Raw genomic sequence first — 14,078 nt, 5'->3', positions numbered from 1 at the left:
AAATTCCTGATAACTGAAAATGGATCGTCATAACCGGTGGCGATGGTTACAGATTGCATGAATAGTTGTTTCTAGTTTTCACATTCAATTGTAATTCATGTGGTGTAAACAGAGAAGGGCTTTTGCTCTTCTTCCAGTTACTTAATATTTTTGGAGCGGATGAATGTAATGGCATTAAGTGATTGGAAGAAGAATAAAACTTCATTTACCGTATTTATAGTAATAACATAAGAGATTGAAGAAAGGGCAACTGGTAAACAGTTGCTCTATTTTTATGATCTGTATGGATTTGTATTGTTTTAATTTGGAAGTAAATGATAAAATCGTATTAAAACAATATGGAGGATAAGCAATGGATAATCCAAATAAAGATAAAACCTGTTTTATTATCACGCCAATTGGTGATGATCAATCTGATATAAGAAGAGCGGCCGACGGGGTAATAGATGCTGTAATTATTCCGGCGCTAGTTTATATGGGATTGGATGAAGACAATATTAAAGTAGCTCATAGGATGCCAAGTCCTGGTTCGATAAATAAACAAGTTATTACCAGTGTCTTAGAATGCGATCTTGCTATAGCAAACCTTACAAATTTAAATCCAAATGTAATGTATGAACTTGCCATTAGACATGCTGCAAGAAAACCAGTAATTCAAATTTGTCAAAAAGGTACAAGGTTACCATTTGATATCACGGAAGAACGTACTATTTTTTATACTAATGACATGGCTGGAGTAATAGAATTAAATAATAATTTTAAAGAGATGGTTGCGGAAGCTATAGGTGATGAAGAACCAGATAATCCTATTTATAGAGTCATTGAAAGTAATTCGATAATGAAAAATGTTGATGAAACTGACCCATCAAGATATATGTTAAATCGTATAGACTCATTAGAAAATAACTTGTCGGATCTTATAAATGCTCTAAATAATAATAAATATAGTAGAATAAATGATGTGAAACCTAAAAAACCTAGAAATAAATATAATTTTGGAATTCAGATTGATGGATCAATAATTGCAATGGAAGAAGTTCCAGAACTAATCAATAAATTTTACAAGAAACATCCTACGATAGATTGCAAAGTAGACATGGAGGTTGATATTTCTACTGGGAATGCAATTGTTAATGTGAGTACAAATACCAACTTGAATTTAATTTTAGTTAGAAATTTCTTTTATGAACAGAATGGGATTACTCTTTACGATAATAAAACGCAGAATGAGTTATCAATCTAAAATAAAATGAACCAATATAATAGCATCCATTCGGGTGCTTTTTATTTTTGGGGGATAAATGATGAATGAATACAAAACGAAACAACAGAAGCGTAAATTCTATGACAGTGGTGAGTGGAAAAGTATACGTGAACAAGTAAAGAAGCGTGACAACTATGAGTGCCAAGAATGTAAACGAAATGGTCGCGTTCAAACTGATACCAATGAGTACAGTGAGAGTGCGAAGCGAAAGAAGATACAGTTAGTTGTCCATCATATCAAAGAGCTCGAGCATCATCCAGAGCTTGCAATTGATATAGATAACCTTGAAACAGTTTGTGTAAATTGCCACAATAAAGAACATGGAAGAGTTTACGAAAAGAAACAAAATAAATGGGAACACGATGAAAAGTGGTAAAACAATTTGAAAGTAATCCCCCCCCTTAAAATATTTCATCAAAAATTGCTCTAAGGGGCACCGGAGGAGGGGGTTAACTGTCAGGTTTTTTTCGAAATTACGCACGTAAGGGGGGGTGGGTAGATGGCTGTTAGTATTGTGAGGTTAAAAGAACAGCTCATGAATAGTATTGATATCACAGATTTAGTCGAAGTTGAAAAGGTAGAAAGATACATTGATTTAGTCAAAGCATTTAGAAAAATAAATAAAACCATTAATAAAGAAGGTGAATCTGTAACAGTAAAAAATGGTTCTCAAGTTTTTGTTAAAGCCCACCCTCTTATAAGTGAGAGGAATAAAATTAATAGTTCTTTAATTGCATTAGGGAGAGATATAAAATTTGTTGTTAAGAATACTATCCCTGATACAGGTTATAGCAAAAGTGATCTTACATGATTAAGCAAAAGTATGTGGAAGAATATATTGAACTTTATCGAAGTGGGAAAGTAAAATTCAATAAAGAAAGAGAACTGTTAATTAAATATCTAGAAAAATATGTTTTAAATAGAGACGATTTGTATTTTGATGATGAAATGATTGAGGATTGTATCAACTTTGGTGAGAAGTGGTATTTTCCGTTGCAGCCATTTCAAAAATTCTTAATAGCATTCGTCTTTTTATTTTATAAGAAAAACGGGCGTGTATTTTATAGGAAATTCCTGTGGATGTTAGGACGAGGTGGCGGTAAAAACGGTTTAATGTCTGTTGTAATTCACTTTTTAATAAGTGAATTACATGGTATTCCTGAGTATAACATTTCTGTTGTTGCGAATAGTGAAGAGCAAGCAAAAACAAGTCCAGACGAAGTAAAGAAAACTGTTCGTAGGAATGAAGTATTAAAAAAAGCTTTTAAAGCAACCGAATCACAGACCACCTCAAAGGCTACTGGAAGTGTATTAAAGTTTAGGACTTCAAACGGAGACACAAAAGATGGACTGCGTGATGGAGCTGTTCTGTTTGATGAAATTCACCAATACGAAAGTAATAAAGATGTCCGTGTTCATATTAGTGGTTTGGGAAAAAAGAAAAATCCACGTGAGTTTTACATTGGTACAGATGGATATGTACGAGATGGTTTTTTAGATAGATTAAAAGAAAAGGCAATGAAAGTTTTAAATGGTGAATCTCGTCCAAATGCAGTGTTTCCTTTTATTTGTAAACTGAATGATGAAACAGAAGTTGATGATCTTGATAATTGGGAGCTTGCAAATCCCATGTTATCAAAGCCTTTAAGTGAGTATGCAGAAGGGTTACTTGAAACAATTAAGGAAGAATATGAAGATTTAGAAGACGACCCGAGTAATAGAGAAGAGTTCATGACAAAGCGTATGAACTTACCTGTTACTAATTTAGAACGATCTGTTGCAAAATGGTCAGAAATTCTTGCTACAAATCGTCCATTTCCTGATTTATATGCTCAAGAATGCATAGGGGCATTAGACTTTGCAAGTATTCGAGACTTTGCAGCATGTGGTCTTTTATTTAGACAAAATGGTGAATACATCTTTAAAACTCATTCCTTTGTTCGAAAAGAATTTGTTGATATTTATTACGGATATTCTAAAAAAGCAGGTGAATTTAAAAAGCAGAAATTTGCTCCTATAAAAGATTGGGAAGAGCGAGGTTTACTAACAGTTGTGGATGAACCAACTATTAATCCTCAACACATTGTTGATTGGTTTGTAGAAATGAGAGAACAATATGGGGTTAAAAAGATTATAGCTGATAACTTCAGAATGGAAGCGATAAGGCCATTATTAGTAGCAGAGGGGTTTGAAATAGAAGTTATACGAAACCCAAAAGCAATTCATAGTTTATTAGCTCCACGTATTGAAATGGCATTTGCAAATAAACAAATTGTTTTTGATGATAATCCGCTAATGCGTTGGTATACGCAAAATGTGTTGGTTGTTATCAAAGGTGATGGAAATAAAATATATGAAAAGAAAGAACCTGTACGCAGAAAAACCGATGGGTTTCAGTGTTTTGTTCATGCTCTTTATCGTGCGGATGAGATACAAGAAGCAACTGATTTTGTTATAGGTAACATTAAATTTTAATAAAGGGGGTGATAACCATTGGATGGTTAAGTTCAGTATTTAAAAGAAATAAAGAACTAGAATTTATGCTAGATCTGGATTTGATTGCTGATACAGCAAACAGGCTTCACATGAAACGATTAGCACTTGATACATGCGTATCTTTTCTAGGAAGAACGATTAGTCAATCTGAATTCAGGGTAAGAAACGGTAAAACATTTGAGAAGAATGAGCTTTATTATCGCTTAAATATTAGACCGAATAAGAATATGACAGCCAGCACTTTTTGGGAAAGATTTATCCGTAAACTCATTTATGATAATGAGTGTTTAGTTGTACAGGCGGATGATGGTGATTTGCTTATTGCTGATGGATTTGAGCATAACGAATATGCTGTATATGAAGATACTTTTACAGATGTAACAGTAAAAGATTACACATTTAAGCGAAGTTTTAAACAAAGCGAAGTAATTCATTTAAAGTATCGAAATGATAAATTATCTCCACTTATTGATGGTTTATTTGCAGATTACGGTGATTTATTTGGTAGGATATTAAACTCACAGAAGCGTAAAAATCAAGTTCGCGGCACGGTTGATCTGGATATGATTGGTGCTAAAACAGAAGAACAAATAGCGAAGTTACAAGAGTTTATAGACAACATGTATAAGTCTATTGGCTCAAAAGATATAGCTATTGTTCCACAACAAAAGGGTATTAATTATAACGAGATATACAACGGTGTTGCGAATGGTCCAAGTGTAGAAGAAATCAATAAAGTAACAAATGGTTTCTTAAATCAAGTAGCTATGGCAATTGGTATTCCAACAGCTTTAATATATGGGGAAATGTCTGATGTAGAAAAGCAAACAAAAAATTATATGCTTTTTACAGTACGGCCATTATTAAAAAAGCTGTCTGATGAAGCGAACGTTAAATTCTTTGAAATGAGTGAATATCTTTTGGGGCAAAGAATTGAGGTTAAGGCTGTTTCCTATCAAAGTATATTTGATCTTGCGACAAGTATTGATAAACTAATTTCTTCAAGTGCATTTACAGGAAATGAGATTCGATCAGAAGTAGATTATGAAGATTCTGATGATCCAAACCTAAATATCCACCATATTACGAAGAACTATACAAAATTAAATGAATCTGAGGGAGGGGAGAAAGAAAATGACGGTGAAAATTGACGTGAAAGGGCCAATTATTTCTAATGATGAAGCTTGGATTTATGATTGGTTTGAAATGGAGGCTGCAAGCCCAGGTAAAATTTCAAAAGAACTAACTAACGCCAATGGTGATGATTTAATCGTATCAATTAATAGTCCTGGTGGTTATGTACACGAGGGATCAGAAATTTATACGGCATTAAAAAACTATCCAGGACAGGTTGAAGTTCAAATCGTTGGTTTGGCTGCAAGTGCGGCTTCTGTTATTGCGATGGCTGGTGATAAAGTCCGAATTTCACCTACAGCACAAATTATGATCCATAATGCTTCTATGTGGAATAGTGGGGATCATCGTGATATGGAAAAAGCTGCCGAGATGTTGAAAACAACAGATCGAGCAATTGTAAATGCCTATGTCATTAAAAGTGGTAAATCAGAAGAAGAACTACTTAATATGATGGGTGAAGAAACTTGGATGGGTCCACAACAAGCATTAGAAAATAACTTTGTGGATGAAATCATGTTCATGGAGAATCCAGTTAAAATGACAGCTTCAGTTTCTACTACTGCCATGCTTCCACAGAAGGTGATCGATGGTTTTAGGAATGGAACAATTAACAAAAGCCAAGGGATTACAAAAGAAGATTTAAATGCAGCATTATCAGGACTGAAAAACGAGATCGTCAATGATTTACAAACGAATACAAATCCAAAAGAGCCTATTCAAGAGCCTGTTCATACAAAACAGAATTTGGGTACGCTCTTTTTAAATTTAGGAGGAAAATAAAATATGGTGATTAAATTTAATAATTTTGAAGAGAAGAAATTAGCATTTGCGAAAGCAACACAGGAAGGTACAGCTGAAGAACAATCGGCAGCATTAAATACTATGATTGAAGCACTTGCTACAGATGTACGAGCAGATATTTTAAATCAAGTGAATGAATCAATGGTAGATCGTTCTATTATGCAGTCTCGTGGTGCTAATGTATTAACAAGTGAAGAAATGAAGTTCTTTAATGCAGTAGTTGAAGAAGGTGGATTTAAATCTACTGAAACTTTACCTAAAACAACGCAAGAACGTATTTTTGATGATTTAGTTGAAGATCATCCTTTCTTACAACATATTGGTTTAGAAAATTTAGGGGCTGTAACAGAATTTATTTATGGAGATCCAGAGGGTGCAGCTGTATGGGGACCGTTATTTGATGGGATTAAAGGTCAATTAAATGCTACATTCCGTAAAGATAGCATTTCCCAACTTAAATTAACAGCGTTTATTCCATTAGCAAATGACATGTTAAAACTTGGTCCAGTATGGGTAGAACGATATGTTCGCACAATGATTACAGAAGCGATGACAGTAGGATTAGAACGCGGATTTGTAGCTGGTACAGGTAAAAATGAGCCTATCGGTTTATTAAAAGATCCTAGTGGAAGTGTTACGAATGGAGTATATCCAGATAAAAAACCAGTTGGGACTTTAACGTTTGAACCAGGTCGTAAAACAATTAATGAATTAAAAGGTGTAGTTAAATTACTAGCTAAAAAATTAAACGCTGATGGTTCAGATGCAGATAGACCGAAAAATATTGCTGGAAAAGTAGTCATGGTAACAAACCCATTTGATACTTTTGATATTCAAGCAAACGCGACAATTCAAAATGCAGCTGGGGTATACGTGACAAGCTTGCCATTTAATCCAATCCCTACGGAATCAGTGTTTGTGCCACAAGGGAGAGTATTGTTCTTTGTTAAAGGTCAGTATGTTGCAGCGATGGGTGGCACAGAGCCTATTAAAAAGTTCGAAGAAACTCTAGCATTAGAAGACGCAACAGTTTATATTGCTAAACAATTTGCTACAGGTAAGCCAAAAGATAAATATGCTTCTCAAGTTTATACATTGAAGATTGAAGAAACGGCAACTCCCTCAGCATAAGGATGATGTGAATGGATACAGTAATTTCAAATGAAATATTACAGCAATTTAAAGATAGGATGCACTTGGGCGATGATGAAGATGACAACCTAAAGCGCATTCTATTTGCATCCACCAAAGCTTTAATAAAAGATTGTGGAGCATATGACATAAACGAAGATGAGACGTTCAAAGAATTAGTTTTTGAGCGTTCTCGTTATGTTTATAATGATGCGCTCGAGTATTTTTCTAAGAATTTTTTAACCGAGATTAATAGTTTCGGTATTGCAAAAGCTTTAGAAGAAATAAAGTTGGACGGTGATTAATATGCGTCCTTTTCAGTATAAAAAGCCATTAAATACAGGAGATTGTAGGAATCGAATTATTATTGAGCAATCTGTAGTAATAAAAGATGAATTAAATCAACCAATTGAAACAGATTGGAAGGAAGTTAAAAAGGCCTGGTCGATGATAAAAACGGTAAAAGGTTCTGAGTATATTGAAGCTTCCGTTTCACAAGCGACTCGGGTTTATCGGTTTGTTATCCCTTATACATCGGGTATTACAGAAGAAATGCGGATTAAAATGAAGAATCGTATCTTTGATATTATTGAGCAACCAATGAATGATGATGAAATGTATCAAACATTGACTATTATCGCAAAGGAGCATACTTAATATGAATGATTTTGCGAGTGAGATTGCTAGAGAATTACAAAGGTATGCGAATGTTGTGGAAGAAGAACTAATAGCTGTACAAGAAAAAGTAGCTGATGTTGCTGTTGATAAACTAAAGGAAAATAGCCCTAAAAAAACTGGTGCTTATCGTAAAGGATGGCGTAAGAAAAAAGATGGTAAGAATATTACTATTTATAATACACAGGGGCGATTGACACATCTTTTAGAAAAAGGTCATGCTAAAGCTGAGGGTGGTCGAGTTCCAGCTCAAGTACACATCAGTCCAGTTGAAGATTATATAATTGATGAATTGCCGAGACGGATTGAAGGGGTGGTTCAACAATGACATTAGGTGAATTAACAAAAGTTCTTGAAGCTACAGGCTATCCTGTGGCTTATTCGCATTTTACAGCAACGCCAGGTAATTCAGTTCCAGCGCCACCTTATATTTGTTTTCTTGTGGATGGATCGGCAAACTTAATGGCGGATAACAAGGTATATCACAAAATAAATGATTTAAGCATTGAACTTTACACAGTCAGAAAAGATTTAGTTGCTGAAGCAAAACTTGAAAAGATCCTGGATGATTGTGAAATTCCTTATGAATCATATGGAACTTTTATCGAATCTGAAAAATTGTATCAAAAAATATATGAAACGAGGTTGATATAAATGGCAGAAAATAAAGTTACTTTTGGTCTAAAGAAAGTACACTATAGCTTGATTACTGAAGATCCAACAGGGAAAATCATATATGGAACACCAGCAAAATTACCAGGAGCAGTTGAAATGAAGTTAGATCCAAAAGGTGAACAATCGGACTTCTGGGCTGATGATAGTAACTATTACACTGATTCTAGTAACCAAGGATATGAGGGTACATTGAATATCGCTAATATCACTGAGGCATTTCGAACTGATGTATTAGGTGAAATCTTGGATGAAGACGATCAAGTTCTAACAGAAGTTTCAAATGCAAAAATTAAGAGAATCGCTCTTATGTTTGAATTTGATGGTGATGTAAAAGCAACTCGTCATTTACTATACAATGTGTCTGTATCACGCCCTGGTTTTGGTTCCTCTACAAAGAGCGATAAAACAGAACCTAATACAACTGAATTAAAATTTGTTGCATCCCAGCATCCTGAAACTCTTAAAGTAAAAACTTCTACAAAGGTAACTACACCAGCTGGTATTTATGACGCTTGGTATACAAAAGTGTATGAGAAAGTTGTGGGGGCGTAACTAGATGGAAAAAACAATTGTAATTGATGAAAAGGCAGTACTTTTGAAAAGCACTGCTGGTACGGCTATTCGTTATAAATCGCAATTTAGACGTGATATGTTTGCTGATATCCTTAGTTTAGGAGTACTTTCTTCATATATTTCAACAGATGGCGAACAAAGTAATATTGATCTTTCACAGGTTGATTTAAGTAAATTAGATTTCGAAGTTATTTATAACTTAGTATGGGCGTTTGCTAAAACGGCAAACAAAGGTGTTCCAGATCCGTTAACTTGGCTAGATACATTCGGAGAGTTTCCGATTGCTGAAATCATTACTGAAATTCAAGACTTAATTAAAAGTACGGTTCAGTCAAAAAAAAAATAATAGAAGATGAACAGGGGCAAGGAAGTAACGATGGAAAAGAGGGATTTTCTGTTGATACTTTCCTTGCCCTTTGTTATTCATGCAAACTCTCAAAAGAAGATTTAGAAGACATGACAATCGGTGATTGCTTGGATTATATCGATGAGTATGTAGAATTACAAAACCCGAAAAAAGAGAAAGAAAATACAAGAAAAGCTACACAAGAGGACTTTAATAATTTCTAAGCAAGTGAGGTGATAACATGGCAGGAAGAATTAAGGGAATAACGATAGAAATCGGCGGAGAAACAACCGGTCTTCAAAACGCTTTGAAAGATGTCAATAAACGAAGTGGCGAACTATCCAAAGAGCTAAAAGATATTGAACGGCTTTTGAAATTCAATCCAGGTAACGTGGAAGCTTTAGCGCAAAAACAACAGTTACTTACACAACAAATTGAGAATACCACAAAGAAATTAGATAGCTTAAAGTCAGCTCAACAGCAAGTGCAAGCACAGTTTGAAAGTGGCGCGATTAATGAAGAGCAATATCGGGCGTTTAGGCGTGAAATTGAATTGACAGAAGGGCAACTTAATGGATTCAAGAACAGCCTTGCAGGATTAAAGGCTGAGCAAGAAAAAGCAGCAAGTTCAACAAGACAATTAGAGACTTTATTTAGCACCACAGGGAAAAGTGTTGATGATTTTGCGGATGCATTAGGGAATCGTCTTGTGAATGCAATTAAAAACGGAACGGCATCAAGCAGGCAGTTAGAACAAGCTATTGAGATAATCGGAAGGGAAGCTCTAGGAACTGAAGCTGATATTGAGAAGCTACAACAGGCACTCCGTTCTGTTGATGATGGAAATTCCATTCAAAATATCAGAAATGATTTAAATCAGCTTTCTCAAGATGCCGATCAAACAGGTGAAAGTGTTAAAGAATTAGGTATTGAGTTAGAAAACGTATTAAGCGGAATCGTTGCTGGTGGTGGAATTCAAGAAGTCATTGGACAGGCCCTAGACATGTCAGAATTAAAAACAAAAATTGATATTACCTTTGACGTTCCAGAATCATCAAAGAGATCTGTGGAGGATGCAATCAGAACTGTTACAGCCTATGGCGGTGACGCTGAGGAAGCATTGGAAGGTGTACGAAGACAATGGTCATTGAATAAAGATGCTTCTGATGCAGCTAATAGGGAAATTGTAAAAGGAGCAGCAAACATTTCTAGTTCTTATTCGCAGATTGATTTTACAGAATTAATACAAGAAACCAATGAAATTGGTAGCGAATTAAATATATCGAATAAAGAAGCGCTAGGGTTAGTTAATTCTCTTTTAAAAATCGGATTCCCACCAGAACAACTTGATATTATCGCTGAATATGGCGCGCAGTTAAGACGAGTTGGTTATACGGCACAAGAAGTACAAAGTATTATGGCAAGTGCAGCAAAGGAAAAATCTTGGAATATAGATAACCTATTGGATGGATTAAAAGAAGGTCGTATTCGTTCTGTTGAAATGTCGCGTGGATTAAGTAATTCTATGAAGGATGCTGTCCGTGATGCTGTAGACGATACTGAAAAAATGTCTGATGCACAGATATCAGCGATGCAAAAAGGATTTGCTAAACAAGAATCCGCACTTGCAAATTCATTTAGCAATCAAGAAAAAGCACTTTCTAAAAGTCATAGTCAAAGACAGAACGCATTAGCTAAAAGTCTCGATGCTGAATACAATGCGGTTTCTAAAAGTTATGAAAATCAACAAAAGAATTTAGAGAAGAAACTTAGTGCTGAATATGATGCAGCATCAAAAAATTATGATAGACAGCAAAAAGCACTTGAGAAGTCACTCGAAGCGGAAGTTAAAGCATTTGAAAAGTCTTCTGAACAGAAATTAAAGCTCATCGATAAAGAATACATGGAACGTATGAAATTAATCGATGAGGAAAAATATAATCGTCTCAAAGCGGTAGATGATCAAATTAATTCTTTGGATGCGAAAACAGCAGCTGAAGATAAATATTTTAAAGATCGTGAGAATGCTGAAAAACGTGCTGATCTAAAAGTTAAAATAAGCAAAGCAAAAAACGAAGAAGAACGGCAGGCGGCAATCAAAGCGTTACAAGAACTTGAAGAAAAAATGCGCTTGGATAAAATACGTGAAGAACGCAAAAGTCAAATTGATAGATTAAAAGAAGAAAAAGACGGTATTAAAGAAGCATCTGACGCAAAGAAAGAAGCGCTAAAGTCAGAAATTGATAGTCGTAAAGAACAAGTTAAAGAGCAAATAAACAATGAAAAGGAAGCTCTGAAAGAACGACAACAAGAACAAAAAGAAGCTTTTCAGCAAAGTAAACAAGAAAACTTAAAGGCTATTAGTGAATCAAATAAAGCGCAACTCGATTCATTAAGAGAAGTGAATCAAGCGAACTTATCCGCTTTAAAAGAAAATCATAATGATCGAAAACAAGTGCTAAGCGAACGTTTAAGTGATGAAATGGACGCTGTTCGCGAATCGCATAGAGCTGAATTAGAGTCTTTTAAAGAAATGAATGCACAGAAATTAGAACTTGCAAAAAATCCACCCGATAGTGCAGCGGTACAAGAAATATTCGCTCAATTAGAAGGCTGGGGTAAAGCAATCGCTAAAGGTGGAGAAGAAGGTAAACAAGCATTTGTGGATATGGTTAAATGGCTAGATCAAATCCAGGATGCGGATTTGAAAGAAGCAATTGGTGTAGAGCTTTTCGGAACAATGTGGGAAGACCAAGGTCAAAAAATCATAAATACGATTTTACAAACTGAACAAAAACAAGCTGACTTAAAACAAGGAATAGATGATTTACAACAGTCCGTAAGCAAAACGGACGCATCACCGATGGTCAAGTTGAAAGAAGCGATGAACGATTTAAAAGAAGCTCTTGAACCAGTATTACTTACAGTAGCTGAAATGGTTTCTAAAATAGCAGAATTTATTTCGGCTCATCCAGTTTTAGCGGCTGCAATTACAGGGATAGTTACTGTATTAGGAATAGTTCTTGGTCTGTGTGCTGCATTAGCACCCTTACTTTTATTAATCACCACCCAAACTTTAACTTGGGCAGGAGTTATGGCTGTTTTAACAAGCCCGATTACTTTAGTAGTTGCGGCTATAGCAGGATTAATTGCTATTTGGGTTTTATTCGGTGATAAAATCATGGCTATATACAACGAATATTTTAAGCCGACGATAGATCAAATAGTATCTATAATCACTGAAACATTGCAACCAGTGTTTGATAAAGGATTCACAATCATAAAAGATATTGTTAAAGATGCATTTGATATTATCAAACGTGTTTGGGAAGAAATACTGTCACCTGTTTTCTCAAAAATTTCATCATTCATAGAAAATGTCCTGTTACCAGCATTTAAATTTGTATTTAGTGTTATCGGGAGTGTTGTATCAGATGCATTTGATGGGATAAAAGTTGTGTGGGATACAGTTTTAAAACCAATTTTAAACGGAATTATCGATTTCATTTCTGGTGCTTTTTCAGGAGACTGGGATAAAGCTTGGAAAGGAATTGTGGAAATTTTCGATGGAGTTTTCAATGGAATAGAACTCGCGGCAAAAGCTCCAATAAATGCTGTTATTTCAATGATTAATGCATTAATTGAGGGTATTAACAGTATAGATATGCCAGATTGGGTCCCGTTTGTCGGTGGTGGGAAAACTCATATCCCTACAATCCCAATGTTAGCAACAGGCGGACATGTTCTTGGAGACGGATCATTTATCGCTGGAGAAGCTGGACCAGAGTTATTTACTAAGAGAGGAAATCGTGTTTCTGTAACGCCTTTATCCTCAAATGAAAAATCTCTTGGTATTACTGGTACTATGAGCCGATTAATTGGCGATATGAGCTATTCAATGGCTAGTTCTATGAAAGAGCTATCCGGCTTAAAAAGTGTCATGAGCAATGTATATGGCAGTATGGCTAGTAGTACACAGGCAATGAGTCAAAGCGCTAGTCAAAGTAGTGCGGACGGTAATTCTAATAATTCAAATGGGAATATTTCATATAATTTCGAAAGAATGTTTGAAGGTGCTACATTCCCTATTCGTGAAGAAGCTGATATTAAAAAAATAGCAGTAGAATTAGGGAAATATATAAAGACATCAGGAAGAAGGGTGGGGCAATCATGAGTTTAACGATAGATGGGAAAAGACTAAATGAATTAAATTTAGCGCTTTTACCAGGATTCCAACATCCAGCCGCTCCACCAATTCGCGACTATACTGTTTCAATTCCGGGGCGTCCTGGTGCTTATTATTTTGGCTCAGATATTGATCCGTTACAAATTAACTTACCATTAATCATAAAGCCACAAGAAGATAGGTTTTTATTAACGGCAGCTATCAGGAAAATGGTGGCTGTTTTTATTGATCCTTATGGTAAACCGAAGGAAGTTAAATTGATATTCGATTATGAACCAGATAAGTATTATTTAGTTCGATATAGCGGTTCAATACCAATTGATCGTTATTTTAGAATGGGTAAATTTGAATTACCTTTAATTGCCTATGATCCCCACGCATATTCAGTATTGCAAAGTACACAGGAAATCCGCTGGCAGGATATGGTTCCTTGGATGTCTGATATTCCTATTAATTTTAAACAGACATCTTATACTGTTACGACTCCTCAAACTTTAACTGTAGAGAATTATGGACAGAAAGTTGTGAGGCCTGTAATTGAAATAAACGGAAGTGCTAATAATCTAGCGTTCACTTTAAAAGGTGAGCGTTTTTTCTTGGGGTCTTTTACAAATTCTTCGTTTTTAATCGACGCGGAGCGATATGCGGCAATAAAGAATGAGCAAAATTTTTTATTTCAATTGCAAGGAAACTTAGAAAAATTAGAGTTAATGCCAGGCGCTCATGCAATACCAATAGCAGGTTCCAACCTAAATATCAACGTTGCATTCAAATACCGCGCTAAATATTAATAA

15 protein-coding genes are annotated in these 14,078 nt (G+C 35.1%); all 15 read left to right on the top strand.

Annotated features, from left to right (window positions below; genetic code table 11):
- The first annotated feature begins 352 nt into the window (after positions 1–352).
- The gene (locus GD442_RS18155; RefSeq protein WP_048558711.1) at positions 353–1,243 is read left to right on the top strand and encodes a hypothetical protein; all 891 of its coding nucleotides are present in this window, start codon (positions 353–355) and stop codon (positions 1,241–1,243) included.
- A 61-nt stretch (positions 1,244–1,304) separates the two neighbouring features.
- Entirely contained in the window at positions 1,305–1,640 is a 336-nt protein-coding gene (locus tag GD442_RS18150) for an HNH endonuclease (RefSeq protein ID WP_048558710.1), read from the top strand.
- Between the two features lie 123 nt (positions 1,641–1,763).
- Positions 1,764–2,075, top strand: coding sequence for a P27 family phage terminase small subunit (locus GD442_RS18145; protein WP_086407737.1), 312 nt, complete (start codon positions 1,764–1,766; stop codon positions 2,073–2,075).
- A complete protein-coding gene (locus tag GD442_RS18140; protein ID WP_086407736.1) occupies positions 2,072–3,739 on the top strand; it encodes a terminase TerL endonuclease subunit in 1,668 nt (555 codons plus the stop codon). Before GD442_RS18145 ends, GD442_RS18140 begins: the two co-directional genes overlap by 4 nt.
- Before the next feature lie 8 nt (positions 3,740–3,747).
- Complete coding sequence (locus GD442_RS18135) at positions 3,748–4,911, top strand: phage portal protein (RefSeq protein WP_159365138.1); 1,164 nt, start codon at positions 3,748–3,750, stop codon at positions 4,909–4,911.
- Positions 4,895–5,677 (top strand): head maturation protease, ClpP-related, encoded by a 783-nt coding sequence (locus tag GD442_RS18130; RefSeq protein WP_086407734.1) that lies wholly within the window; start codon positions 4,895–4,897, stop codon positions 5,675–5,677. The genes GD442_RS18135 and GD442_RS18130 overlap by 17 nt, the downstream gene beginning before the upstream one ends.
- Before the next feature lie 3 nt (positions 5,678–5,680).
- Entirely contained in the window at positions 5,681–6,829 is a 1,149-nt protein-coding gene (locus GD442_RS18125) for a phage major capsid protein (RefSeq protein ID WP_086407733.1), read from the top strand.
- An 11-nt stretch (positions 6,830–6,840) separates the two neighbouring features.
- Positions 6,841–7,134: a hypothetical protein gene (locus GD442_RS18120; RefSeq protein ID WP_086407732.1), complete on the top strand. Its 294-nt coding sequence runs from the start codon at positions 6,841–6,843 to the stop codon at positions 7,132–7,134.
- Between the two features lies 1 nt (position 7,135).
- The gene (locus tag GD442_RS18115; protein WP_086407731.1) at positions 7,136–7,486 is read left to right on the top strand and encodes a phage head closure protein; all 351 of its coding nucleotides are present in this window, start codon (positions 7,136–7,138) and stop codon (positions 7,484–7,486) included.
- Position 7,487: 1 nt separating this feature from the next.
- Positions 7,488–7,832 carry an HK97 gp10 family phage protein gene (locus GD442_RS18110; protein ID WP_086407730.1) on the top strand — a complete coding sequence of 115 codons (345 nt, stop codon included), beginning with the start codon at positions 7,488–7,490 and terminating at the stop codon, positions 7,830–7,832.
- Positions 7,829–8,158: a hypothetical protein gene (locus GD442_RS18105; RefSeq protein WP_086407729.1), complete on the top strand. Its 330-nt coding sequence runs from the start codon at positions 7,829–7,831 to the stop codon at positions 8,156–8,158. Before GD442_RS18110 ends, GD442_RS18105 begins: the two co-directional genes overlap by 4 nt.
- Positions 8,159–8,731, top strand: coding sequence for a major tail protein (locus GD442_RS18100; RefSeq protein WP_086407728.1), 573 nt, complete (start codon positions 8,159–8,161; stop codon positions 8,729–8,731).
- Positions 8,732–8,735: 4 nt separating this feature from the next.
- Positions 8,736–9,098, top strand: a complete 363-nt coding sequence (locus tag GD442_RS18095) for a hypothetical protein (RefSeq protein ID WP_086407727.1) — start codon at positions 8,736–8,738, stop codon at positions 9,096–9,098.
- Between the two features lie 241 nt (positions 9,099–9,339).
- Positions 9,340–13,272, top strand: coding sequence for a tape measure protein (locus GD442_RS18090; RefSeq protein ID WP_086407725.1), 3,933 nt, complete (start codon positions 9,340–9,342; stop codon positions 13,270–13,272).
- On the top strand, positions 13,269–14,075 hold the full coding sequence (locus GD442_RS18085; RefSeq protein WP_086407724.1) for a distal tail protein Dit: 807 nt from the start codon (positions 13,269–13,271) through the stop codon (positions 14,073–14,075). The genes GD442_RS18090 and GD442_RS18085 overlap by 4 nt, the downstream gene beginning before the upstream one ends.
- Positions 14,076–14,078: the final 3 nt, after the last annotated feature.

Source organism: Bacillus sp. A260 (assembly GCF_009861435.1).
In the GTDB taxonomy this organism is placed as follows: Bacteria; Bacillota; Bacilli; order Bacillales; family Bacillaceae_G; genus Bacillus_A; species Bacillus_A cereus.
This window is presented reverse-complemented; position numbering and strand designations above follow the sequence as displayed.